We start from the raw sequence: 22,443 nt of genomic DNA, 5'->3' as shown, positions 1-22,443 counted from the left end.
ACACCCGGTCCCATTCCGAACCCGGTAGTTAAGCCCTTCTGCGCCGATGGTACTGCACTGGTTACGGTGTGGGAGAGTAGGTCGCCGCCGAACTTTACTTCCCTGAAGGGGCTTGTGATCGCGGGGCACAACTACAGTGCTTCGCTCACAGGCCCCTTTCAGCGTGTCCATAGTAGGAGGATTTGGTGTCAAGGTTCGGGGATCGTCCCGGCGACCGTCAGCGTGGCCAGGGAGACCGACCGCGCCATTCCGACGGTGGCCGTCCATCAGGCGATCGCAAGTTCAGCAGCAACAACAACCCCCAGCGCGGTGAAGGCTCCGGCGACCGCTCCACCAGCGGTGACCGTCGAGACAACCGCGCCGGCTCCAGCGACCGCGGTGGTTACCGCGGTCAGGGGTCCAGCGACCGCGGCAGCTACCGCAAGGACGACTCCGGCGACCGCGGTGGTTACCGCGGCGACCGTTCGAGCGACCGCGGCAGCTCCGCCGGCTCCAGCGACCGTGGCGGTTACCGCAAGAGCGACTCGGGTGACCGAGGCGGCTATCGCGGTCAGGGTTCCGGTGAGCGCAGCGGTTTCCGCAGCGACCGTCCCGCGTACCGCAAGGACGATTCAGGCGATCGCGGTGGTTACCGCGGCGGCCAGGGTTCCAGCGACCGTGGCGGGTTCCGCAAGAGCGAGTCGAGCGACCGTGGTGGTTACCGGGGCTCCAGTGACCGTCCCGGCTTCCGCAAGGACGACTCCGGCGACCGTGGTGGTTACCGCGGTTCCAGTGACCGTCCCGGCTTCCGCAAGGACGACTCGGGCGATCGCGGCGGTTACCGCAAGAGCGAGTCCGGTGACCGTGGCGGCTTCCGCTCTGGTGAGCGCAGCGGCTCGAGCGACCGTGGCGGGTTCCGCAGGAGCGAGTCGAGCGACCGTGGTGGTTACCGCGGTTCCAGCGACCGTCCCGGCTTCCGCAAGGACGACTCCGGTGACCGTGGCGGTTACCGCAAGAGCGAGTCCGGCGATCGTGGCGGCTTCCGCTCCGGTGAGCGCAGCGGCTCGAGCGACCGCGGCGGGTTCCGCAAGAGCGACTCCGGCGACCGCGGTGGCTACCGGGGCTCCAGTGACCGTCCCGGTTTCCGCAAGGATGACTCGGGTGACCGTGGTGGTTACCGCGGCGGCCAGGGTTCCAGCGACCGTGGCGGCTTCCGCAAGAGCGAGTCGAGCGATCGTGGCGGCTTCCGCAAGAGCGAGTCGAGCGACCGTGGTGGTTACCGCGGTTCGAGTGACCGTCCCGGGTACCGCAAGGACGACTCCGGCGACCGCGGTGGGTACCGGGGCTCCAGCGACCGTTCGAACGACCGCGGCGGGTTCCGCAAGGACGACTCGGGTGATCGTGGCGGCTACCGCAAGAGCGAGTCCGGCGACCGTGGTAGCTACCGCGGTTCGAGTGACCGTCCCGCGTACCGCAAGGACGACTCCGGCGATCGCGGTGGCTACCGCGGCGGCCAGGGTTCCAGCGACCGTGGCGGCTTCCGCAAGAGCGAGTCGGGCGATCGTGGCGGCTCCCGCGGCCAGGGTTCGAGCGACCGTGGCGGCTACCGCAAGGACGACTCGGGCGATCGCGGTGGTTACCGCGGTTCCAGTGACCGTCCCGCGTACCGCAAGGACGAGTCGGGTGACCGTGGTGGCTACCGCGGTTCGAGCGACCGTTCGAGCGACCGCGGTGGCTTCCGCAAGAGCGACTCGGGTGACCGCGGCGGTTACCGCAGGGACGACTCGAGCAACCGCAAGGACGAGCGTTCCGGCCCGCCGCGCGACGACCGTCGCAAGGACGAGCGCAGCCGTGAGCGTGCGGCGCGGTTCCAGGAGCGTCAGACCGACCAGGAGACCACCGGTCAGGACGGCAGCGACGTCAAGGCCACCGGCCAGGACGCGCCGGTCGCCGCTGAGGTGACGCCGGCCGCCGAGCGCGCCGGTTACCGCCTGGGCGACGGTGCCGCGGCCACTCGTGCCGCGGCCGGCCGTGAGACGGCCGCCGAGACCGAGGCCAAGACCGAGACCGAGGCCAAGACCGAGACCGAGGCCAAGACCGAGACCGAGGCCAAGACCGAGGCCGAAGCCGAGACCGAGGTCGCCGTTGAAGGCGACGCGGCCGAGGTGGCGAAGACCGAGGCTGACGAGTCCCCCGCCGAGGGTGACGTCGTCGCGGCCGAGGTCAGTCCTGAGGTCAGCACCGAGGCCGACGGCGACGAGCCGCGCGACGAGGCGCCCGCGCCCCGTGGCGGACGGCCGCCGCTGCCGGACGAGGCCGACCTGTCGCTGCTCGACCCGGAGATCAAGCTCGAGCTGCGCAGCCTGCCCAAGGGCCTCGCGGAGATCATCGGCAAGCACCTGGCCGCGGCCGGGCTGCTCATCGACGAGGACCCCGAGCTGGCGCTGGAGCACGCGCGGTACGCGCGGAGCAAGGCTGCCCGTGTCGGTGTCGTGCGCGAGGCGGCCGGTCTGACGGCGTACTTCGCGGACGAGTGGGCCGAGGCTCTCAGCGAGCTGCGGGCCGCCCGCCGGATGATGACCGGCCCGGGCCACCTGGCGATCATGGCGGACTGCGAGCGGGCCCTGGGCCGGCCGGAGCGGGCCATCGACCTCGCCAAGGACCCGGCGGTCAAGGACCTCAGCCAGGAGGACGAGATCGAGCTGCGGATCGTCGCGGCCGGCGCTCGTCGTGACATGGGCCAGCTCGACGCCGCCGTCGTGGCGCTGCAGGGGCCCGACCTCGATCCGGGGCAGCGCAATCCCTACTCCGCGCGGCTCTTCTACGCTTACGCCGACAACCTGGCCGCGGCCGGTCGTATCGAGGAAGCCGTCAAGTGGTTCCTCAACGCCGCCGAGGCTGACGACGAGGGGGAGACGGACGCCGCCGAGCGCGCGTTCGAGCTGACCCAGGAGGAGACCCCGGAGCAGTGAGCGAGACGTTGGTCGACAGGTACGACGCGTTGCTGATCGATCTCGACGGCACCGTCTACCGAGGATCCGAGGCCGTGCCCGGTGCCGCCGAAGCAATCGCGGCGGCCAGAAGCAAGGGTGTCGGGATCCGGTACGTCACCAACAACGCCTCCCGCTCACCGCAGATGGTCGCTGATCACCTCGTCGAGCTCGGGTTCGAGACGAACGTCGACGAGGTGAGCACCTCCTCGCAGGCGGGCGCGGCCATGCTGGCCGAACGCCTGCCGAAGCGATCCACTGTGCTCGTGCTCGGCACCAAGGCCCTGGAGGCCGAAGTGCTCAAGCGCGGACTCATCCCGACCGACACCGCCGAAGGCGCGGTGGCGGTCCTGCAAGGGCTGTCCATGGACCTCGGCTGGCGTCAGCTGGCCGAGGCCGCGGTCGCCATCCGCGCCGGCGCGCTGTGGGTGGCGTGCAACGTCGACGCCACCCTGCCCACCGAACGCGGTCTGCTGCCCGGCAACGGCAGCCTCGTCGCGGCGCTGAAGACCGCGACCGACCAGGAACCGCTCGTCGCCGGCAAGCCCGCCACCCCGCTGCTGCAGCAGGCGGCGAAGGACCTGGGCGCGAACCGCCCGCTGGTGATCGGCGACCGCCTCGACACCGACATCCTGGGCGCCGTGAACGCCGGGATGGACTCCCTGCTCGTCCTCACGGGTGTTTCCACCGAACAAGAGGCGCAAGCGCTTCCGGATGAGCAAAGGCCCACGTATGTCGGCGCGGACCTGTCGGTACTCCATCGGCTACCGTAAGACCGTGAGCTACCCCCTGCCCGGACCGCCGCCCAACCCGGCTGACGCCATCGAAGGCGCGCTGGAGAGGCTCGACGGGCTGGAGAACGTCCCCCTCGACGAGCACGTCGCCCGGTTCGACGCCGTGCACGCGACGCTCACCGACGCACTGTCGAGCATCGACAAGGTGTGATGCACAGTGCCTCGCAGGGTGCGGCTCGACGCCGAACTCGTGCGCAGGGGGCTCGCCAGGTCCCGTGAGCACGCCAGCCAACTCGTCGCGGACGGTCGCGTGAAGGTCCGCGGCACCGTCGCGACGAAGCCCGCGACCGCCGTGGAGACCTCCGACGCGGTCGTCGTCAAGGACATCGGCAACGACCCGAACTGGGCATCACGTGGCGCGCACAAGCTCATCGGTGCGCTCGAACGCTTCGAGATCGACCCCACCGGCAAGCGTTGTCTCGATGCCGGCGCGTCCACTGGCGGTTTCACCGACGTGTTGCTGCGCAAAGGGGCACGGCAGGTCGTCGCGGCCGACGTCGGCCGGGGCCTGCTCGACTGGAAGCTGCAGACCGACGACCGGGTCGTGGTGAAGGACAAGACCAACGTCCGCACCCTCACACCCGAGGACATCGGGGGCAATGTTGAACTCGTGGTGGCCGATCTTTCGTTTATCTCGTTGAGGCTTGTGCTTCCCGCACTGGCCGCGTGCCTCGACGAGGAAGGCGACCTGCTGCCCATGGTCAAGCCGCAGTTCGAGGTGGGCAAGGAGCGCCTCGGCTCCGGTGGCGTCGTGCGCGCCCCCGAACTCCGGGTCGAAGCCGTGCTCGACGTGACCAGGGCGGCGACCGGACTGGGTCTGGCCGTGCACGGGGTCGTCGCGAGCCCGCTGCCCGGCCCGTCCGGCAACGTCGAGTACTTCCTCTGGCTGCGCAAAGCGGATCCGCTCCCCGGTGGATCGGACGCTGTTGCGCGGATGGTGCGCACCGCCGTCGAAGAAGGGCCCCAATGAGGGAAGTCCTGCTGGTCGTCCACACCGGTCACCAGAGCAACATCGATCTCGCCCGTCAGGTGGCCGGCCGGCTCGCGGTCGGGGGCGTCACGACGAGGGTGCTCGACGACGAGGCGCGTGACCTCGGCCCGTCGTGCTGCACCAAGGTCGTGCCCGCCGACGACCACGCCGCCGAGGGCACCGAGCTGGTGCTGGTGCTGGGCGGTGACGGCACGCTGCTGCGCGGCGCCGAACTCGCCCGCCCGGCGCGGGTGCCGGTGCTGGGCGTCAACCTGGGCCGCGTCGGGTTCCTCGCGGAGGCCGACTCGGACGCGTTGCACGAGGCCGTCGGCCACGTGCTCGATCGCGACTACTTCGTGGAAGAGCGCATGACGCTCGACCTCGTGGCGACGGTCGCCGGCGAGGTCGTCGTGAAGACCTGGGCGCTCAACGAGATCAGCGTCGAGAAGCTGATCCGCGAACGCATCCTCGAGGTCGTCGTCGAGGTCGACGGACGCCCGGTGTCGGCGTTCGGCTGCGACGGAGTGCTGTGCGCGACGCCTACGGGCTCCACGGCGTACGCGTTCTCCGCGGGTGGCCCTGTCGTGTGGCCGGACGTGCAGGCGATCCTGGTGGTGCCGAGCAACGCGCACGCGCTGTTCGCCCGGCCGCTGGTCGTCTCGCCGAAGTCGCACGTGGCGTTCGAGATCGAGGCCACCGGGCACCCGGCGGCGCTGTCCGCGGACGGGCGGCGCACGTTCGAGCTGCCCGCGGGTGCGCGGATCGAGATCGTGGAGGGCGAGGTGCCGCTCAAGGTCGTGCGGCTGCGCCAGGCACCGTTCACGGATCGGCTGGTCGAGAAGTTCGACCTGCCGGTGAAGGGATGGCGGGGGCCATCGGCAGGCTGATCGCGCCGCTCGGTGCGTCGGCACTTGCCCGTTATGGTGCCCGCGAGGAAATGTCGGACTCGACAAGTAAGGTTCGCCCTGTGCTGGCCGAGATGCGCATCAATGGCCTTGGCGTGATCGACGAGGCCACCCTTGAACTAGACCCCGGGTTCACCGTTGTGACGGGTGAGACGGGCGCGGGCAAGACCATGGTCGTGACCGGGTTGCACCTGCTCGGCGGTGGCCGGGCAGAGGCTTCGCGGGTGCGCACCGGGGCTGACAAAGCGGTGGTCGAAGGCCGCTTCCAGGCTCCGGCGGGCAGCCCTGCCGCGAAGGTGGCGGAGGAGGTCGGCGGCGAAGCCGATGAGGACGGGTCGCTGATCGCGATCCGCACCGTCGGTGCCGACGGCCGCTCGCGCGCCCACGTCGGTGGCCGCTCCGTGCCGGTCGGCGTCCTGTCCGAACTGGCCGAGCAGCTCATCGCCGTCCACGGGCAGAACGACCAGTTGCGGCTCATGCGGCCGACCGAGCAGCGCGGTGTGCTGGACCGCTTCGCCGGCGACGACGTCAGCTCACCGCTGCGCGCCTACCAGGCCGTTCGCGAAGAGTGGCTGCGCGTCTCGGCGGAGTTGAAGGAACGCACCGAGCGCTCCCGCGAACTGGCCCGCGAGGCCGACCTGCTGCGGCACGGCCTGACCGAGATCGACGCCGTCGCCCCGAAGCTGGGCGAGGACGCCGAACTCCACGACGAGGCGCGGCGGCTCGCCGACGCCGACCAGCTCCGCGAGGCGGCCCAGGGCGCGCAGTTCGCGGTGTCCGGATCGCTGGAGGGCGACCCGGACAACCCCGGTGCGCTCGGGCTGATCTCCGAGGCCGCGCGCAGGCTGGCGTCGTCGGAGGACCCGAAGCTGCGGGAGATGGAGCCGCGGCTGGTCGAGGCGGCGACGTTGCTGGCCGACGTCGGTGCCGAGATCTCCGGCTACCTGGACCACCTGGAGGCCGACCCCGGCCGGCTCGAGAGCGTGCTGCAGCGGCAGGCCGAGCTCAAGGCGCTGACCCGCAAGTACGCCGCCGACGTCGACGGCGTGATCGCCTGGGCCGAGGACGCGCGCACCAGGCTGGGCGGGCTGGACACCTCCGAAGAGGCGTTGACCGGCCTGGCCGCCCGCCGCGACGAGCTGGCCGCCGAACTGGCGACGCTCGCCGCCAGGGTGACGGCCGCCCGGGTCGAGGCCGCCCTGGAGCTGGGCAAGGCCGTCACCGAGGAGCTCGACGGGCTCGCCATGCCGCACGCCTCGGTCGAACTGGCCGTCCGGCCGCGGCACGCCGAGACCGGTGATGCCCAGGCGTTGACCGTCGGACGCTCGATCCTGCACGCCGGGGCGTCCGGCGTGGACGACGTCGAGCTGCGGTTGATCTCGCACCCCGGGGCACCCGCCCTGCCGGTGCACAAGGGCGCCTCCGGTGGTGAGCTCTCCCGCGTGATGCTGGCGCTGGAAGTGGTGCTGTCGCACTCGGACCCGGTGCCGACGCTGGTGTTCGACGAGGTCGACGCCGGTGTGGGCGGGCGGGCCGCGGTCGAGGTCGGCCGCCGGTTGGCTCGACTTGCCCGGTCGCACCAGGTGATCGTCGTGACGCACCTGCCGCAGGTGGCGGCGTTCGCCGACCGGCATCTGGTCGTGGACAAGTCCGCCGACGGGACGTTCACGCGGTCCGCGGTGCGGAAGCTGGACGAGACGCAGCGGGTCGTCGAACTCGCCCGGATGCTGGCGGGCATGGACTCGACCGACACCGGCCGGGCCCACGCCGAGGAGCTGCTGGCCGCGGCCAAGGCGGACAAGTCCGCCGCTCCCGTGGTCCGGCGCAAGAAGAAGAAGGCCTGACCGGCGCGGCCGTTCCGGTCGCTGCTCCTTCCGCTGTTCCCGGCCGGGTTCGGCATGATGGAGGCGTGACAGGAACTGTGACCACGCGCCGGGTGCTCGGTGCGGTGCTGGTGGTCGTCGCGGCCGGACTGGCCGTGGCGGCCACGTTCCTGTCCGCGTACTCCGTGCAGATCGTGCTCGGCGGCCGGGAGTTGCGCTACGAGGCCACCTTCTGGGCGGTCGAGCGGGGCGACTTCCGCGAGCTGCTGCCGCTCGAACCCTTCGAGCTCGGTGAGCCCGCGGTGGGGGCCGCGCTCGTCATGGCGCTGGCGGCCGTGCTGGCGTTCCGGGTTCCGGCACTGCGGGTCGGGTCGCTGCTCGGGGCCGGGCTGCTGGCCGGGGTGGCGTGGGCCGCCGTCTCCCGGATCCAGGGCTTGCTGAAGATGATGGGTGAGTTCAACGCGCGCGTGCCGATCGAGGTGGAGCAGGGCGACGGGGTCACCCTGCTGATCGTGGCCGCGGGGGTGGGTGTGGTGGCGGCCGTGCTGCACCAGGAGTTGCCTCGGGCGGACCAGGTGGAGCCCGGCGGTGACGGGGTGGTCGTCCACCAGCTCGACGACGACGCGGACGACACCGACACGCCGCCGTACGGATATCCGGTGGTCGTGGAGCCGAAGAGTGATTGAGCGTCGCAAGATCGCATGGGTGCTGCTGGCACTGGGCGCCCTGCTGTCGGTGGTCGCGTCGCTCGAGGAGGTCTTCAGCACGGTCTACAAGGGGTTCGGGGCCGATCTCACCGTCACCTGGACCCTGTGGGCCACCGAGTCGGACCCGCAGGACGGGCCCGCCGGTCAGTCGGCTCTCTTCGCCGCCGGGTGGCCCGTGGTGGTGTCGGCGATCGTGATGGCCGTCGCCGTGGCGTTCGGGGTGCGCGAGCGGACCGCGTTCGTGGGGCGGCCGCTGGCGATGGGCGGGGCCGGGCTGCTGGCCGGGGTCGTGCTCCTCTACGTGGTCCAGGTCTGGGAACTGCGGAGTCTCATCTACGCGCAGCCGCAGTCCGGTTCCAGCAGGGACGAGCTGCGCTACCACGGTGGCTTCTACCTGTTGGTGGTCGCGGCCGTCGTCGGACTCGTGGGTGCGGCGCTCGCCCAGCGGCGCAGTCCCGGACCGGTGGCGCAGGACGACGACGAGGAGAAGGGAGTGGTCGTGCACCAGCTCGACGGCGATGACGACACGCCGCCCTTCGGCCTCGCCATTCCGCACGACGACGAGCAGCGGGAGACTCCGTGATCGGCAGACCTACGGCGATCGCGTTGATCGCGGCGGGAGTGGTGCTGACCGCCACGGCGATGGTGTTGCCGTGGTACTCGACCGCCTACGCCGGCGGGGTCGAGGTCGTGGTCCGGGCGTGGGGGACGGAGATCCTCAACAAGCCCGGCGACTGGCCCGCGGGAGAGCTCTCGCCCTGGTACGGGGTGCCCGTCGTGGTCACCGCCGTGCTGCTCGTCGCCGGGGTCTGGATCAGCCGGGCGGCGCTCGCGGGAGCGGCCGGGCAGCTCGGCGCCGTGGGTGTGATCGGAGCGCTCGTGGTGTCGGAGCGCGGGCACGCGGTCGAGCAGCAGGGCGACTTCGCGGTCGGGTTCGGGCTGGTGTTCCTCGCGGTGGGGACGCTGGTCGCGCTGGCCGGAGCCGTTGCGGTGCAACGGGAGGCGGCATGAGGAAGATCGTGGGCGTCGTCCTGTTCGGACTCGCCGCCGCGGCCGCGGTCGCGGCCACGTTCCTGCCGTTCTCGGAACTGCTGATCAGGCTGGCTCCCGGGCAGCCGCAAACCGCGTACGTCACCACGGGGTGGAGCACGCGGTTCGGTGGCACCACAGACGAGCACGGGCCGTTGTTCGCGATCCCGATCGTGGTGGCGGCCGCCGCCGTGCTGGCCGGGACGCGGTGGCGAAAGGCCGGCTTCGCCGGAGCGGCCGCGCTCGCGGGCGTCACCGGAATGTTGTTCGTGTATTTGCTGAACGCGATCAGCTTCCACAAGGAGGGCAACGTCGCCATCGATCCTGCGCTGGAAGCCGGGTTCGGCATCGGTATTTGGGTGCTCATAAGCGCAGTGGTTCTCGCGTTTGGTGCCGTAGTAGTTCACCCCGACGACTGACCAGCCGGAATTGCCCGGCGTGCCTCACCTGTCGCGTGGGCACCGTGAGTCACTATCGGCCCATGAAGCTTTCCGGGCTGCTGAGCCGCACCAACCACGAACTTCCCGGAGTCACGGGCGTCGCGCGGGTTGATCGGCGCGCGAGCGACCTGGTTCGGCGCGTCAGTGCCGGTGACGTCGCGGTGATGGACCTGGTCGACCTCGATCGGCGGACCGTCGAAGCGCTCGTCGCGGCCGAGGTCGTCGGCGTCGTGAACGCGTCACCGTCCATTTCCGGGCGGTTTCCCAACCTCGGCCCGGAACTGCTGATAGAGGCCGGTATTCCGCTGATCGACAACGTCGGCGCCGTCGCGCTGCGGGAGATCAAAGAAGGCACTAAGATCCGGCTGCACGAAGGTGTCGTGTACGCCGGGGAACGCGAGCTCGCCAAGGGGATCGAGCAGAACGCCGAAAGCATCGCCGACGCGATGATCGAGGCGAAGGCCGGCATGTCGGCGCAACTCGAAGCGTTCTCCGCGAACACCATCGAGTTCCTGCGCCGGGAACGCGCGCTCGTTCTCGACGGCGTCGGCGTGCCCGAGGTGTACGTGCCGATGCGCGACCGGCAGGTGCTCGTCGTCGCCGGTGGGCCGTCGCACGCCGAGGAGCTGCGCAAGCTCCGCAAGTACATCCGCGAGTACCGGCCGGTGCTGATCGGCGTCGACACGGGCGCGGACACGCTGCACGACGCCGGGCTCAAGCCGGACATCATCGTCGGCGACCCCGACGGCATCGGCACCGCGTCGTTGCGCGCGGCCACCGAGGTCGTCGTGCCCGCGCAGACCGACGGCCACGCACCCGGCCTGCAGCGGATCCAGGACCTCGGCATCGGCGCGGTGACGTTCCCCGCGTCGGGCAACGCCGAGGACCTCGCGTTGCTGCTCGCCGAGGCGCACGGGGCGTCCCTGGTGGTCACGGTGGGGCTGCGCGCGACGCTGCGCGAGTTCCTCGACCGCGGGCACTCCGGCTCCAACCCCTCCACGTTCCTCACCCGGCTGAAGCTCGGCAGCAAGCTCGTCGACGGGGAGGCCGTCGCGATCCTGCACCGCAGCCGGGTCTCGCTGGGCGTGATCGTCCTGCTGGTGACCGCGGCGATCGCCGCCATGGCGGCGGCCCTCGCGGTCTCCGGTGTCGGTCACGTCTACGTCGACATCGTGGTCGACGGCTGGCAATCCGTCGTCAACTGGATCAAGGGGTTCTTCTCGTGATCACGCTGCGCTACCACATAGTTTCGATCACCGCGGTGTTCCTCGCGCTGGCGGTCGGTGTCGTGCTCGGGTCGACCGCGATCAGCGGGCGGCTGCTGTCGGGGCTGAGCGACGAGAAGAACTCGTTGGCACAGCAGGTCAACGACCTCCAGAACGACCGCAACGCGTTGCACGCCAAGCTGACCGAGGCGGACGAGTTCGCCTCGTCCGTCGGCCCGCTCGCGGTCAAGGACCGGCTCACCGACCGCACGGTCGTCATCGTGACGACGGCGGACGCGCGCCCGTCCGACCGGGACGCGCTGACCGGGTTGCTCAAGTCCGCCAGCGCCACCGTCACCGGCGAGATCCAGCTGACCGACGCGTTCACCGACCCGTCCCGCGGGGACCAGCTGCGCGACCTCGTGGCACGGCTGCAGCCCGCCGGCTCGCAGCTGCCCACGGCCGCGGACCCCGGCACGCGCGCCGGTGGCCTGTTCGGGGCGTTGCTGCTGCTCAACTCGTCCAGCAACCAGCCGCAGGCCACGCCTGAGGAGATGGCGTCCGCGCTCGCCGGGCTGACCAACGCCGGGTTCGTGAAGGCGACCTCGGGGGTGAAGCCGGCGCAGCTCGCGATCGTGCTGACCGGGGGCGCCGCGCTCGGCGACTCGGCCGCGGACCGCGCCTCGACCGTCGCGCGCTTCGCCACCCAGCTCGACCGGGGCGGCGCGGGTGTCGTGCTGGCGGGCGCGAACGGTTCGGCGAACGGCACGGGTGCGATCGGCGTGGTCCGCGCGGACACCGCCGCGACGTCGATCCTGTCCACGGTGGACAACTCCGACACCCCGGCGGGCCAGGTCGTCGTGGTGATGGCGTTGAGCGAACAGCTGGAGGGCCGCTCCGGCCGTTACGGCGTCGCGGGCAACGCGGAGGCGTCCTCGCCGGGCACGGCGAGCTAGTGGCGCGACCCGGAACGTTGGCGAGGTAATCCACGCTCAGCAGGGCGCCTCGCGGCACCGCCCCCGCACCCCCATACATCCAGTATGAGGGCGCGGGGGCGGCACCACGACGCACCCGTCTGACCGCGAATTCCCCCGGCAACATTCCGGGCCACATCACTAGTAGTCGGTGTTCCACTCGCCGGGCAGGACCTTCAGCAGCTGGTCCAGGGCGTCCGGCGTGCGGGCGCGGGCCCACAGCCACTGGCGGTCGTCCTCGCGGACGACCAGGTCGTCCGCGACGAACCAGCGGGTGCCGGGACTGTGCAGCGGCAGCAGCGCGAAGTGGTCCTCGAGCAGGGAGACGTCCGCCTCGGACGTCTCCCTGTCCGCTGTTCCGGCCCCGTCGCGGAACAGCGACTCGGACAGCACCATCTCCACGCACGCCAGCGAAAAACGGGGCAGCCACGTGTCCCAGCGCTCCTCGGTCCTGTCCACGAGGTCGAGCTTGATCATCACCTCGGGGTCGTCGCCGTCCAGCGTCGTTCCCCAGGCCGCGACCCACTGGTTCTCGGCGCGGAACACGAGGACCTCGTCGTCCACGCGCAGTTCGGACGGCGTCAGCAGGCGGTCCTGGTTGCTGGTCAGGTCGGGGCGCTTGCCGAACAGCGACAGCGCCTCCTTCACCGCCTCGGGCAGCCGGACGAGCAGCTGTTCCTCGGCGGCGGCGAGATCGGCCCGGTTCCAGCCGTCCTGCGGTTCGATCGGCTCGGCCCACGCGGCCGCGAAACCCTCGATGAAACGCCACGCCCCGGAGCGTTCGCGCACGGCTTTTGCGGCTTCCCCTGCCACGTCGAAGGTCACGTGACAACTTTTCCTGATGCCGGCCTGTGCCGTGGGAGGTTCGGCAAAACCCCTCACTGCGCCGATCGGGTGATGTGATCTGCCGGGTCGTGGTGCGCTGAGTGACCGGCGGCATGTTAGCGTTATGGCCCGTGGATAGGGGGATTCGGCCCCCACGATTTTCACGGGAGCCCCGTTGGTGCAGCAGGCACGTACGACCAAGCACGTCTTCGTCACGGGAGGCGTCGCGTCCTCCCTGGGCAAGGGGCTCACCGCCTCCAGCCTCGGCCAGTTGCTCACCTCGCGCGGCCTTCGGGTGACGATGCAGAAGCTCGACCCGTACCTGAACGTGGACCCCGGCACGATGAACCCGTTCCAGCACGGCGAGGTCTTCGTGACCGACGACGGCGCGGAGACGGACCTCGACATCGGCCACTACGAGCGGTTCCTCGCGCGTGACCTGAGCGGCGACGCCAACGTCACCACCGGTCAGGTGTACTCCGAGGTCATCGCCAAGGAGCGGCGTGGTGAGTACCTGGGCGACACGGTCCAGGTCATCCCGCACATCACCGACGAGATCAAGCGCCGCATCCGGGCGATGGCCGAGCCGGACGCCGACGGCGTCACGCCGGACGTGGTCATCACCGAGGTCGGCGGCACGGTCGGCGACATCGAGTCGCTGCCGTTCCTGGAGGCGTGCCGCCAGGTGCGTCACGACGTCGGCCGCGACAACGTCTTCTTCCTGCACGTCAGCCTCGTGCCGTACCTGGCGCCGAGCGGCGAGCTGAAGACCAAGCCGACGCAGCACTCCGTTGCGGCGCTGCGCAACATCGGCATCCAGCCCGACGCGATCGTGTGCCGTGCGGACAGGGAGATCCCGGACGCGCTGAAGCGCAAGATCGGCCTGATGTGCGACGTCGACACCGACGCCGTCGTCGCGGCCGTGGACGCCCGGTCGATCTACGACATCCCGAAGGTCCTGCACGCCGAGGGCCTCGACGCCTACGTCGTGCGCCGCCTCGACCTGCCGTTCCGCGACGTCGACTGGACGGTGTGGGGCGACCTGCTGGAGCGTGTGCACAACCCGTCCGAGACGGTGAAGATCGCGCTCGTCGGCAAGTACGTCGACCTGCCGGACGCGTACCTCTCGGTCACCGAGGCGCTGCGCGCGGGCGGTTTCGCGCACCACGCCAAGGTCGAGATCAAGTGGGTGCCGTCGGACGAGTGCCAGACGCCCGAGGGCGCGGCGCGGGCGTTGTCCGGCATGGACGCGGTGCTGATCCCCGGCGGGTTCGGCGTGCGCGGCATCGAGGGCAAGCTCGGCGCGCTGAAGTACACCCGCACGCGCGGTGTGCCGACGCTGGGCCTGTGCCTCGGCCTGCAGTGCATGGTGATCGAGGCCGCGCGGAACCTCGCGGGCATCGAGGACGCGAACTCCAGCGAGTTCGAAGAGGGCGGCACGCCGGTCATCTCCACGATGGCCGACCAGCAGGACGTCGTGGCAGGTCAGCGCGACATGGGCGGCACGATGCGCCTCGGCGCGTACGTCGCGAAGCTCACCCCGGGGTCGGTCGTCGCCCAGGCGTACGGCACGACCGAGGTGTCCGAGCGGCACCGCCACCGCTACGAGGTCAACAACGCGTACCGGGGCAAGCTCGCCGACGCCGGTCTGGTCTTCTCGGGCACGTCGCCCGACGGCCGCCTGGTCGAGTTCGTCGAGCTGCCGGCGGACGTGCACCCGTTCTACGCGGGCACGCAGGCGCACCCGGAGCTCAAGTCGCGTCCCACGAAGCCGCACCCGCTGTTCGCGGCGTTCGTGAAGGCCGCGATCGACTACCGGGTGGCCGACCGCCTCCCCCTGACCGCGGGGGCCACCAAGTGACCCGGCACGACTTCCGGACGGTGTCCAGCGAGGACGTGCACGTCGGGAAGGTCGTCGCGCTGCGGGTCGACGAGGTCGAGATGCCCGGTGGCGGCACGGCCAAGCGCGAGATCGTCGAGCACATGGGCGCCGTCGCGGTCGTGGCCGTCGACGACGCCGGTGAGGTCGTGCTGATCCACCAGTACCGGCACGCGCTGGGCCGGCACCTCTGGGAGCTGCCGGCCGGGCTGCTCGACCACGACGGCGAGGAGCCGGTCATCGGCGCGCGCCGGGAGCTGGCCGAGGAGGTCGGGCTCGACGCGGCGCGCTGGGACGCGCTGGTCGACACGGCCGCGTCTCCCGGGTTCACCGACGAGGTCGTGCGGGTGTTCCTGGCGCGCGAACTGTCCGAAGTGGACCGTGAGGTGCAGGGCGAGGAGGAGGCGGATCTGGAGATCCACCGCTTCCCTCTCGACGAGGCCGTCCGGATGGTGCTCTCGGGCGAGATCGTGAACTCGTCGACGGTCGCCGGGCTGCTCGCGGCGCGCGAGGTGCTGGACGGCCGGGCGGAGCCGCGTCCGGCCGACGCACCGTTCCGCGACAAGCCGACCCGGTTCGCCGCGCGCAAGAAGTAGGTTGGACTCATGCAGACGTTGAAGGGTGCCTTCGCACGGATGAAGGCACCCTTCGGCGTTCTCGCACTGGGTGGCGCGGGCGCGGTGCTGCTGCTGTTCGTCGATCCGAACGAGCCGGGCAACCTGCTGCCGAAGTGCCCGATCAACTGGCTGACCGGGCTGAACTGCCCTGCGTGTGGTGCCACGCGCATGGTGCACGCGTTGCTGCACGGGGATGTCGTCAGCGCGTTCCACTTCAACGCCGTGTTGCTCGCGTTGGGCGTGCCTCTGGCCGTGTGGCTGTTCGCGCGCTGGACGCGCGACCGGTGGAACGGCGAACGGCGATCCGTGCCGAAATCGGTCGGTGTCGCCGTTCTCGTCGTTACCGCCCTGTGGGCCGTGGGTAGAAATCTCGCAGGGATCTAGTCCCTGAGCTTGCGGCCCTCCGCGTCCGTGCCGCCGTTGACCAGGATGATGATTCCGTCGATCAGCGACCAGATGCCGCAGCCACCGCAGGTCAGCAGCTGGGCGACGGCGATGCCGGTGTGACCGGTGTAGAAGCGGCCGATGCCCAGGTTGCCCAGGAACAGCTGCAGCAAGCCGGCGACGACCTTCGACTTGTCCGACAGCGGCACGCCGGTCATCGCGTCGTAGCCGTACGGGGCGCCGGGGGCGCCGTAGCCGGGCGGGAGCATGCCGGGCGGGGGCGGCGGGACCGCGTACTGCGGCTGCGGGCCCGTGGGCGGCGGGTAGTACGGCTGGGTCGGCTGGGGCGGGTAGCCGGGCGCGGCCGGGGGCACGGCGAACGGCACCGACGGCGGCGCGAGGAACGGCGGGTGGGGCTGCGGCAGGTCGCGGAACAGCTCCGCGAGCTCGGCGTAGCTCTGCGCGGCGGACGCGCGGTTCACGCGTTCCTGGTACTCACCGATGTCGAGCCGCGCCATCGCGAAGTGGTCGTTGAGCGCGGTGATCGCCTCTTCGCGCTGCTGGTTGCCGATGCGTTGCCGCTCAGGCCCGAATGCTTCTGACACGGCTCGCACGGTATCCGATGCAGCAGATCGATATCGGGAATACGCTGCGACGATGCTGGTCGGTGTCCCAAAGGAGATCAAGAACCACGAGTACCGCGTCGCGATCACACCCGCCGGAGTGGTCGAGCTGGTGAGCCGCGGGCACGAGGTCGTCGTCGAGCACGACGCCGGTGCGGGTTCGTCGTTCCCCGACCACGAGTACGTGGCGGCGGGCGCGCGGATCGCCTCGTCGGCCGACGAGGTGTGGGGGTCCGCGGACCTGGTTCTCAAGGTCAAGGAACCGATCGAGCCCGAGTACCACCGCATGCGCCGCGACCAGGTGCTGTTCACCTACCTGCACCTCGCGGCCTCGCCGGCGTGCACCGCGGCGATCGCGGCCTCCGGCATCACGGCCATCGCCTACGAGACCGTGCAGCTGCCCGACGGGTCGTTGCCGTTGCTGGCGCCGATGAGCGAGATCGCCGGGCGGATGGCCGCCCAGGTCGGCGCGCACTGCTTGGAACGGGCCCAAGGCGGGCGCGGTGTGTTGCTCGGCGGGGCGCCCGGAGTGGCGGCGGGCAAGGTCGCGGTGATCGGCGCGGGCGTGGCGGGGATGAACGCGGCGACGATGGCCGTGGGCATGCAGGCCGAGGTGGTCGTGCTGGACAAGAACGTCAACCGGTTGCGGCAGATCGACTTCACCTACCGCGGGCACCTGCAGACGATCGTCTCGAACGTCTACGAGGTCGAGAAGGCCTGCCAGTGGGCCGATCTGGTGGTCGGCGCGGTGCTGGTGCCGGGTGCGAAGGCGCCGAAGCTCGTCAGCAACGACCTGGTGTCGCGGATGCGGCCCGGCAGCGTGCTCGTCGACATCGCGGTCGATCAGGGCGGGTGTTTCGAGGACTCGCGGCCGACCACGCACGACGCGCCGACGTACCGCGTGCACGACTCCGTGTTCTACTGCGTCGCGAACATGCCCGGTGCCGTGCCGAACACGTCGACGTACGCGCTCACGAACGTGACGCTGCCGTACGTCATCGCGTTGGCGGACAAGGGTTTTGATCGTGCTGTCGCGGATGATCCGGCGCTCGCCAAGGGTGTCAACGCGCGTGCTGGGGAGATCGTGTTGGAAGGGCTGGAGTGATCGCCGATCTGGTGGCGACCTATCTCGACCACCTCGCCGTGGAACGTGGCACCGCCCGCAACACGCTCGACTCCTACACCCGCGACCTGCGCCGCTACACCGAACACCTGGAGTCCATAGGTGTCACGGACTTGGCCGCGGTGACGGAACTGCAGGTGAGTGAGTTCCTGGCTGTGCTGCGCGAAAGCGGGCTCGCGGCGTCGTCTGCCGCACGGACGTTGGTCGCCGTGCGCGGGTTGCACCGCTTCGCGCACCGCGAAGGCGTTGTGCCACATGACGCCGCACGGGCCGTGCACCCGCCGTCGCCGCCGAAGAGGCTGCCGAAAGCTTTACCGATCAATGAGGTTCTCACCCTCTTGGACACTGTGGGAAACCTCAGGGACAAAGCGCTGCTGGAGCTGCTGTACTCGACGGGAGCGCGCATCTCCGAGGTCGTCGGGCTGGACGTCGACGACATCGACGCTTCCGAGCGGACGGTCCTGCTCGACGGCAAGGGCGGGAAACAACGGCTGGTTCCGGTCGGGCGGCCGGCGTTGGCGGCGGTCGACGCCTACCTGGTTCGAGCACGTCCCGAGTTGGCGGCCAAAGGACGTGGCACGCCCGCGTTGTTCTTGAACGCGCGTGGCGGAAGGCTTTCCCGGCAGAGCGCGTGGACCGTTCTGAAGACCGCGGCGGAACAGGCGGGGATCACCTCGGTGGTGTCCCCTCACACGTTGCGGCATTCGTTCGCCACCCATCTGCTCGAAGGGGGTGCTGACGTTCGGGTGGTGCAGGAGCTCCTCGGGCACGCATCCGTTACGACCACTCAGGTGTACACACTGGTAACCGTTACGACTTTGAGGGAGGTCTACGCAACTGCACACCCTCGGGCCACTGGAACATGAGGCTTCCACGGGTACGGTGGGCAGGTGCCGAACTTGGACGAGCCGTCCCCGCAGGCCATCGATCTAGCCGCTGTGCTGCACGCGCTGAGTGACCCGACGAGGCTCGCGGTCGTGCGCCAGATCCAGTCGAGCGGCGAGAGGCTGTGCGGGGCCTTCGAGGTGGACGTGGCGAAGTCGACCCTCTCCCAGCACCTGCGCGTGCTGCGCGAAGCGGGCATCACCCGAACACGCTGCCGGGGCAACCAGCGCTGGGTGTCACTGCGTCGCGATGACCTGGATCTTCTGTTCCCGGGCCTGCTGGACGTGGTCCTGTCCGCCGCAGACAGGCGAACACGGACGGATGTCTCCGTCTAACTCAGTCTCGACTGTGACCTGCCGACCCCCGAAACGTGGTTCCCGCCCCCTCCGGTCCCGGCGAGGCGCGTTGCCGCTCGCACGGGTGCGGCCTAGGCTGCGCCCCGAGAGACGACTACGACCAGTGAGGGAACGCCAGCCATGTCGACACCGGAGCACGCTTTCGCGCCCCGTGCCGATCTGAACATGGCCCCGCACGCCGCGCCGGTGGACGACGTCGCTCACGAGCAGGTCGACGGGATCGGTCCGACAGGCCGCACGCGCCGCAGCATCCCGGATCCGCCGCCGCTGCTGCACCACGGCCCGGCGAAGATCCTGGCCATCTGCAACCAGAAGGGCGGCGTCGGCAAGACGACGACGACCATCAACCTGGGCGCCGCGCTGGCCGAGCACGACAGACGGGTGCTGCTCGTCGACTTCGACCCCCAGGGCGCGCTCTCGGTGGGTCTCGGCGTGCACCCGCACCAGCTGGAAACCACGATCTACAACGTCATCATGGAGAACGACACCGCCGTTCCCGACGTCATCCGCAAGACCATGATCGACGGGATGGACCTGCTGCCGAGCAACATCGACCTCTCGGCCGCAGAGATCCAGCTCGTGTCGGAGGTGGGCCGCGAGCACACGCTCGTGCGCACCCTTCGTCCCGTCATCGACCACTACGACTACGTCCTGGTCGACTGCCAGCCCTCGCTCGGCCTGCTCACGGTGAACGCCCTCGCGGCCGCGGACGGTGTGCTGATCCCGCTGGAGTGCGAGTTCTTCTCGCTGCGCGGGGTGGCGCTGCTCATCGACACCATCGAGAAGGTCAAGGAACGCTTGAACCCCAAGCTCGACATCACCGGCATCCTCGCCACGATGTACGACCCGCGCACGCTGCACTCGCGCGAGGTCATGGCCCGCGTCGTGGAGGCGTTCGGCGAGATCGTGTTCGACGCGGTCATCAACCGCACCGTGCGCTTCCCGGAGACCACGGTCGCCGGTGAGCCGATCACGCGCTGGGCACCGCGCTCGTCCGGCGCCAACGCCTACCGCGCGCTGGCACGCGAGGTGATCGCCCGGTGAACCGCCGCCCGACGCTACCGGGGGCCGCGGAACTGTTCAGGCTGACCGCTGCCGCGCCCTCCACCGAGGTCTCCTCCACCGAGGTCTCCTCGTCCGAGGACGCTCCGCAGCAACGCCGAGGTTCCGGCCGCACCAAGCACACCACGAAGATCACGGTCTACGTGTCCGACGAGGAACTGCTCGCCCTCGAACAGGCGCGGCTCGTGCTGCGCGGCTCGCACTCGCTGGGCGTCGACCGCGGCCGCGTGGTGCGTGAGGCGATCGCCATCGTGCTGGACGACCTCGAAACGCACGGTGACGCGTCGTTGCTGGTACGCAGGTTGCGCGAGCAGTGACAGAGCAAGCCCCTGCTGAGACCCCGGTTGACGACGGCAAGTTCAAGGTTCGGCTCACGAACTTCGAAGGCCCGTTCGACCTGCTGCTGCAGCTGATCTCCCAGCACACGCTCGACGTGACCGAGGTGGCGCTGCACACGGTCACCGACGACTTCATCGCGCACCTCCGCGGCATGGGCGAGAAGTGGGACCTCGACGAGACCACCGAGTTCCTGGTCATCGCGGCGACCCTGCTGGACCTGAAGGCCGCCCGGCTGCTGCCCACCGGTGACGTCGAGGACGAGGACGACCTGGCGTTGCTGGAGGCACGCGACCTCCTGTTCGCCCGGCTGCTGCAGTACCGCGCCTACAAGCAGGTCGCGGCCCTGTTCGCCGAGCTGGAGCAGGGCGCGTACCGGCGCTACCCGCGCTCGGTGGCACTGGAACCGCGCTTCGAGGGCCTGCTGCCCGAGGTGATGCTCGGCGTCACCCCCGACAAGTTCGCCCTGATCGCGGCCTCGGCCTTCCGCCCGAAGCAGAAGCGGACCCTGTCCGTCGCGCACATCCACCAGCACCGCGTGTCGATCCGCGAGACCGCGGACGTCCTGCGGGCGATGCTGATCGAGAAGGGCACCGCGTCGTTCTCGGAGATCGTCGCCGAGTGCACCGAGACCATGGAGGTCGTGGCGCGGTTCCTGGCACTGCTGGAGCTGTACCGCGAGAAGTCGCTGGCCTTCGAGCAGGAGGACCCGCTCGGTCCGCTGCAGGTGACGTGGGTCGGCGGGACGTTGGAGGACGCGCAGGCGCAGGTGCACGCCGGCGACGAGGATGAGGACTACGGCTGATGAGCGAGCCACTGGTGGGGCCGGACGCGGCGGAGATCGAGAAGCCGGGGCCGGCGTTCGACGGTGCCGGGCCCGAGCCTGACGCCGCACTGGACGACGCCGCTCCCGCCGCTGCCGAGCTGGAGGTGCCCACGCCCTCCGCCGAGGCCGAGGCCGAGCCGGGCGACACCCGGTCCGGACCGGAAGCCGAGCCCGACGCCGCGCTCGACGACGCCGCCCCCGCCGCTGTCGTGCTGGAGGAGCCCCAGGTCCAGGAGCCCGACCCGGCCGACACCGAGGATGCCGCCACCCTCGAAGCACAACTCCTCGCCGCGGCCCCGGAAGAGGCGATCGAGGACAGCGGCCTGCCCGACCTCACCGACGACGCCACCTTCGAGGCGGCACTGGAGTCCGTCCTCCTGGTGGTCGACAGCCCGATCGGCGAAGACGCCCTCAGCAGTGCTCTCGAGCAGCCGGTGAAGCGGATCAAGCAGGCACTCCGTAGACTCTCCACCCGGTACACCGAGTCCGGCAGCGGCATCGACCTGCGCAGGGCGGGGGACGGCTGGCGGTTCTACACGCGAGACCGGTTCGCTCCGTTCGTGGAGAAGCTGTTGCTCGACGGCCAGCGCGCGAAACTCACCCGCGCGGCTCTGGAGACGCTTGCGGTGATCGCCTACCGGCAGCCCGTGACGAGGGCGCGGATCGCGGCGGTCCGGGGCGTCAACGTGGACGGTGTGATCCGGACCCTGGTCGCACGGGGGCTCATCGAGGAGACGGGCACCGACAGCGACACGGGTGGGATCCTGTACCGCACGACCGAACTGTTCCTGGAGCGGTTGGGGCTGTCGTCACTTGCCGACTTGCCGCCAATCGCCCCGCTGCTGCCCGAAGTGGATGCGATCGACGATGTCTGAGAACGAGGGCGTGCGCCTGCAGAAGGTGCTCGCGCAAGCGGGGATCGCCTCGCGCCGCGCTTCCGAAGAGCTGATCGAGCAGGGGCGGGTGCAGGTCGACGGCCAGGTCGTGCGCGAGCAGGGTCGGCGGATCGACCCCGAGACCGCGGTCGTGCACGTCGACGGACTGCGGGTGCAGATCCGCGAGGACGTCGTCACGATCGCCCTGAACAAGCCGTTCGGGATGCTCTCCACGATGGAGGACGACCTGGGCCGGCCGTGCGTGGGCGACCTGGTGCGCAACCGCAAGGAGCGGCTGTTCCACGTCGGGCGCCTCGACGCCGAGACCGAGGGGCTGCTGCTCCTCACGAACGACGGCGAGCTCGCGCACCGGCTGATGCACCCGAGCTACAACGTCAAGAAGACCTATCTCGCCGAGGTCCCCGGCCCGGTCGAGAAGGGTCTCAACAAGAAGCTCAAGGCGGGCATCGAGCTGGAGGACGGACCGGCCAAGGTCGACTCCTTCAAGCTCATCAGCGCCGTGCCCGGCAAGGCGCTGGTCGAGATCGTGCTGCACGAGGGTCGCAAGCACATCGTCCGCCGCCTCATGGAGACCGCCGGGTACCCGGTGCAGTCGCTGGTCCGCGTCGCGGTCGGTGACGTGTCGCTCGGCAACCAGCGTCCCGGTTCCATGCGGGTGCTGAACCGCCAGGAGGTCGGCGGGCTTTACAAGCTCGTCGGTCTCTGATCAGAATCTGAACCCCGCTCGTCCCTCCGGCCCCCGAACGCCGGAGGGACGACCTGCGGTGAATCCCCATTCACCTTGCGACGAGAACGCTACGGCGACGACGTTGTAA

25 protein-coding genes and 1 rRNA gene are annotated in these 22,443 nt (G+C 70.2%); 24 read left to right on the top strand and 2 right to left on the bottom strand.

What is annotated here, in order from left to right:
* The 13 genes from rrf to AB0M48_RS39655 form a co-directional block, all read left to right on the top strand.
* A 5S ribosomal RNA gene (gene rrf / locus AB0M48_RS39715) occupies window positions 1–93 on the top strand; the annotation flags it as partial.
* 92 nt (window positions 94–185) lie between these two features.
* The gene (locus tag AB0M48_RS39710) at window positions 186–2,951 is read left to right on the top strand and encodes a hypothetical protein (protein ID WP_363852644.1); all 2,766 of its coding nucleotides are present in this window, start codon (window positions 186–188) and stop codon (window positions 2,949–2,951) included.
* Window positions 2,948–3,742, top strand: a complete 795-nt coding sequence (locus AB0M48_RS39705; RefSeq protein WP_363852641.1) for an HAD-IIA family hydrolase — start codon at window positions 2,948–2,950, stop codon at window positions 3,740–3,742. The genes AB0M48_RS39710 and AB0M48_RS39705 overlap by 4 nt, the downstream gene beginning before the upstream one ends.
* Complete coding sequence (locus AB0M48_RS39700) at window positions 3,702–3,914, top strand: hypothetical protein (RefSeq protein WP_319989210.1); 213 nt, start codon at window positions 3,702–3,704, stop codon at window positions 3,912–3,914. Before AB0M48_RS39705 ends, AB0M48_RS39700 begins: the two co-directional genes overlap by 41 nt.
* Before the next feature lie 6 nt (window positions 3,915–3,920).
* Window positions 3,921–4,733, top strand: a complete 813-nt coding sequence (locus AB0M48_RS39695; protein WP_363852637.1) for a TlyA family RNA methyltransferase — start codon at window positions 3,921–3,923, stop codon at window positions 4,731–4,733.
* Complete coding sequence (locus AB0M48_RS39690) at window positions 4,730–5,620, top strand: NAD kinase (RefSeq protein WP_363852634.1); 891 nt, start codon at window positions 4,730–4,732, stop codon at window positions 5,618–5,620. Before AB0M48_RS39695 ends, AB0M48_RS39690 begins: the two co-directional genes overlap by 4 nt.
* 80 nt (window positions 5,621–5,700) lie before the next feature.
* Window positions 5,701–7,482 carry a DNA repair protein RecN gene (gene recN / locus AB0M48_RS39685; protein WP_363852631.1) on the top strand — a complete coding sequence of 594 codons (1,782 nt, stop codon included), beginning with the start codon at window positions 5,701–5,703 and terminating at the stop codon, window positions 7,480–7,482.
* Window positions 7,483–7,547: 65 nt separating this feature from the next.
* Window positions 7,548–8,147 carry a hypothetical protein gene (locus tag AB0M48_RS39680; RefSeq protein WP_363852628.1) on the top strand — a complete coding sequence of 200 codons (600 nt, stop codon included), beginning with the start codon at window positions 7,548–7,550 and terminating at the stop codon, window positions 8,145–8,147.
* Window positions 8,140–8,751 carry a hypothetical protein gene (locus AB0M48_RS39675; protein ID WP_363852625.1) on the top strand — a complete coding sequence of 204 codons (612 nt, stop codon included), beginning with the start codon at window positions 8,140–8,142 and terminating at the stop codon, window positions 8,749–8,751. Before AB0M48_RS39680 ends, AB0M48_RS39675 begins: the two co-directional genes overlap by 8 nt.
* Window positions 8,748–9,179: a hypothetical protein gene (locus AB0M48_RS39670; protein ID WP_319989216.1), complete on the top strand. Its 432-nt coding sequence runs from the start codon at window positions 8,748–8,750 to the stop codon at window positions 9,177–9,179. Before AB0M48_RS39675 ends, AB0M48_RS39670 begins: the two co-directional genes overlap by 4 nt.
* Entirely contained in the window at window positions 9,176–9,616 is a 441-nt protein-coding gene (locus AB0M48_RS39665; RefSeq protein WP_363852621.1) for a hypothetical protein, read from the top strand. Before AB0M48_RS39670 ends, AB0M48_RS39665 begins: the two co-directional genes overlap by 4 nt.
* A gap of 62 nt (window positions 9,617–9,678) precedes the next feature.
* The gene (gene steA / locus AB0M48_RS39660) at window positions 9,679–10,863 is read left to right on the top strand and encodes a putative cytokinetic ring protein SteA (RefSeq protein ID WP_363852619.1); all 1,185 of its coding nucleotides are present in this window, start codon (window positions 9,679–9,681) and stop codon (window positions 10,861–10,863) included.
* A complete protein-coding gene (locus tag AB0M48_RS39655) occupies window positions 10,860–11,798 on the top strand; it encodes a copper transporter (protein ID WP_363852617.1) in 939 nt (312 codons plus the stop codon). The genes steA and AB0M48_RS39655 overlap by 4 nt, the downstream gene beginning before the upstream one ends.
* A 159-nt stretch (window positions 11,799–11,957) precedes the next feature.
* On the opposite strand, the gene AB0M48_RS39650 is transcribed toward AB0M48_RS39655, so the two are convergent.
* Window positions 11,958–12,641, bottom strand: a complete 684-nt coding sequence (locus AB0M48_RS39650) for a hypothetical protein (RefSeq protein WP_363852614.1) — start codon at window positions 12,639–12,641, stop codon at window positions 11,958–11,960.
* Between the two features lie 175 nt (window positions 12,642–12,816).
* Between AB0M48_RS39650 and AB0M48_RS39645 the strand changes: the two genes are divergently transcribed.
* Genes AB0M48_RS39645 through AB0M48_RS39635 form a run of 3 tightly spaced genes read left to right on the top strand, consistent with a single transcriptional unit; the run spans window position 12,817 to window position 15,521 of the window.
* The gene (locus tag AB0M48_RS39645) at window positions 12,817–14,502 is read left to right on the top strand and encodes a CTP synthase (protein WP_363852611.1); all 1,686 of its coding nucleotides are present in this window, start codon (window positions 12,817–12,819) and stop codon (window positions 14,500–14,502) included.
* A complete protein-coding gene (locus AB0M48_RS39640) occupies window positions 14,499–15,116 on the top strand; it encodes an NUDIX hydrolase (RefSeq protein ID WP_363852608.1) in 618 nt (205 codons plus the stop codon). Before AB0M48_RS39645 ends, AB0M48_RS39640 begins: the two co-directional genes overlap by 4 nt.
* Before the next feature lie 9 nt (window positions 15,117–15,125).
* Window positions 15,126–15,521, top strand: coding sequence for a DUF2752 domain-containing protein (locus tag AB0M48_RS39635; RefSeq protein ID WP_363852605.1), 396 nt, complete (start codon window positions 15,126–15,128; stop codon window positions 15,519–15,521).
* Here AB0M48_RS39635 and AB0M48_RS39630 read toward each other — a convergent pair.
* The gene (locus AB0M48_RS39630) at window positions 15,518–16,126 is read right to left on the bottom strand and encodes an NINE protein (RefSeq protein ID WP_363852602.1); all 609 of its coding nucleotides are present in this window, start codon (window positions 16,124–16,126) and stop codon (window positions 15,518–15,520) included. The two genes, AB0M48_RS39635 and AB0M48_RS39630, sit on opposite strands and share 4 nt — an antisense overlap.
* Before the next feature lie 52 nt (window positions 16,127–16,178).
* Here AB0M48_RS39630 and ald point away from each other — a divergent pair, with 52 nt between their 5' ends.
* The 8 genes from ald to AB0M48_RS39590 all read left to right on the top strand — a co-directional run bounded on the left by ald (window position 16,179) and on the right by AB0M48_RS39590 (window position 22,334).
* Window positions 16,179–17,249 (top strand): alanine dehydrogenase, encoded by a 1,071-nt coding sequence (gene ald / locus AB0M48_RS39625; protein WP_363852599.1) that lies wholly within the window; start codon window positions 16,179–16,181, stop codon window positions 17,247–17,249.
* Window positions 17,249–18,133 (top strand): site-specific tyrosine recombinase XerD, encoded by an 885-nt coding sequence (gene xerD, locus AB0M48_RS39620; RefSeq protein WP_266040850.1) that lies wholly within the window; start codon window positions 17,249–17,251, stop codon window positions 18,131–18,133. Before ald ends, xerD begins: the two co-directional genes overlap by 1 nt.
* Before the next feature lie 24 nt (window positions 18,134–18,157).
* Window positions 18,158–18,487, top strand: a complete 330-nt coding sequence (locus AB0M48_RS39615; protein ID WP_266040824.1) for a helix-turn-helix domain-containing protein — start codon at window positions 18,158–18,160, stop codon at window positions 18,485–18,487.
* A gap of 186 nt (window positions 18,488–18,673) precedes the next feature.
* Window positions 18,674–19,552 (top strand): ParA family protein, encoded by an 879-nt coding sequence (locus tag AB0M48_RS39610; protein WP_319989305.1) that lies wholly within the window; start codon window positions 18,674–18,676, stop codon window positions 19,550–19,552.
* Window positions 19,549–19,887, top strand: coding sequence for a hypothetical protein (locus AB0M48_RS39605; RefSeq protein WP_363852595.1), 339 nt, complete (start codon window positions 19,549–19,551; stop codon window positions 19,885–19,887). The genes AB0M48_RS39610 and AB0M48_RS39605 overlap by 4 nt, the downstream gene beginning before the upstream one ends.
* Window positions 19,884–20,711, top strand: a complete 828-nt coding sequence (locus tag AB0M48_RS39600; RefSeq protein WP_363852592.1) for a segregation/condensation protein A — start codon at window positions 19,884–19,886, stop codon at window positions 20,709–20,711. The genes AB0M48_RS39605 and AB0M48_RS39600 overlap by 4 nt, the downstream gene beginning before the upstream one ends.
* Complete coding sequence (gene scpB / locus AB0M48_RS39595; protein WP_363852589.1) at window positions 20,711–21,607, top strand: SMC-Scp complex subunit ScpB; 897 nt, start codon at window positions 20,711–20,713, stop codon at window positions 21,605–21,607. The genes AB0M48_RS39600 and scpB overlap by 1 nt, the downstream gene beginning before the upstream one ends.
* Window positions 21,600–22,334 carry a pseudouridine synthase gene (locus AB0M48_RS39590; protein ID WP_319989230.1) on the top strand — a complete coding sequence of 245 codons (735 nt, stop codon included), beginning with the start codon at window positions 21,600–21,602 and terminating at the stop codon, window positions 22,332–22,334. Before scpB ends, AB0M48_RS39590 begins: the two co-directional genes overlap by 8 nt.
* The last annotated feature ends 109 nt before the right edge of the window (window positions 22,335–22,443 follow it).

Origin of the sequence: Lentzea sp. NPDC051208 (genome assembly GCF_040682435.1) — a bacterium.
Lineage (GTDB): Bacteria > Actinomycetota > Actinomycetes > Mycobacteriales > Pseudonocardiaceae > Lentzea > Lentzea kristufekii.
This window is presented reverse-complemented; position numbering and strand designations above follow the sequence as displayed.

What these genes read in the sequence shown, in the direction of transcription:
- scpB (WP_363852589.1), top strand. Translation starts at nt 20,711, where the DNA reads ATGAGCGAGCCACTGGTGGGGCCGGACGCGGCGGAGATCGAGAAGCCG.
- ald (WP_363852599.1), top strand. Translation starts at nt 16,179, where the DNA reads ATGCTGGTCGGTGTCCCAAAGGAGATCAAGAACCACGAGTACCGCGTC.
- AB0M48_RS39590 (WP_319989230.1), top strand. Translation starts at nt 21,600, where the DNA reads ATGTCTGAGAACGAGGGCGTGCGCCTGCAGAAGGTGCTCGCGCAAGCG.
- steA (WP_363852619.1), top strand. Translation starts at nt 9,679, where the DNA reads ATGAAGCTTTCCGGGCTGCTGAGCCGCACCAACCACGAACTTCCCGGA.
- AB0M48_RS39635 (WP_363852605.1), top strand. Translation starts at nt 15,126, where the DNA reads ATGCAGACGTTGAAGGGTGCCTTCGCACGGATGAAGGCACCCTTCGGC.
- AB0M48_RS39700 (WP_319989210.1), top strand. Translation starts at nt 3,702, where the DNA reads ATGTCGGCGCGGACCTGTCGGTACTCCATCGGCTACCGTAAGACCGTG.
- AB0M48_RS39690 (WP_363852634.1), top strand. Translation starts at nt 4,730, where the DNA reads ATGAGGGAAGTCCTGCTGGTCGTCCACACCGGTCACCAGAGCAACATC.
- AB0M48_RS39610 (WP_319989305.1), top strand. Translation starts at nt 18,674, where the DNA reads ATGGCCCCGCACGCCGCGCCGGTGGACGACGTCGCTCACGAGCAGGTC.
- AB0M48_RS39665 (WP_363852621.1), top strand. Translation starts at nt 9,176, where the DNA reads ATGAGGAAGATCGTGGGCGTCGTCCTGTTCGGACTCGCCGCCGCGGCC.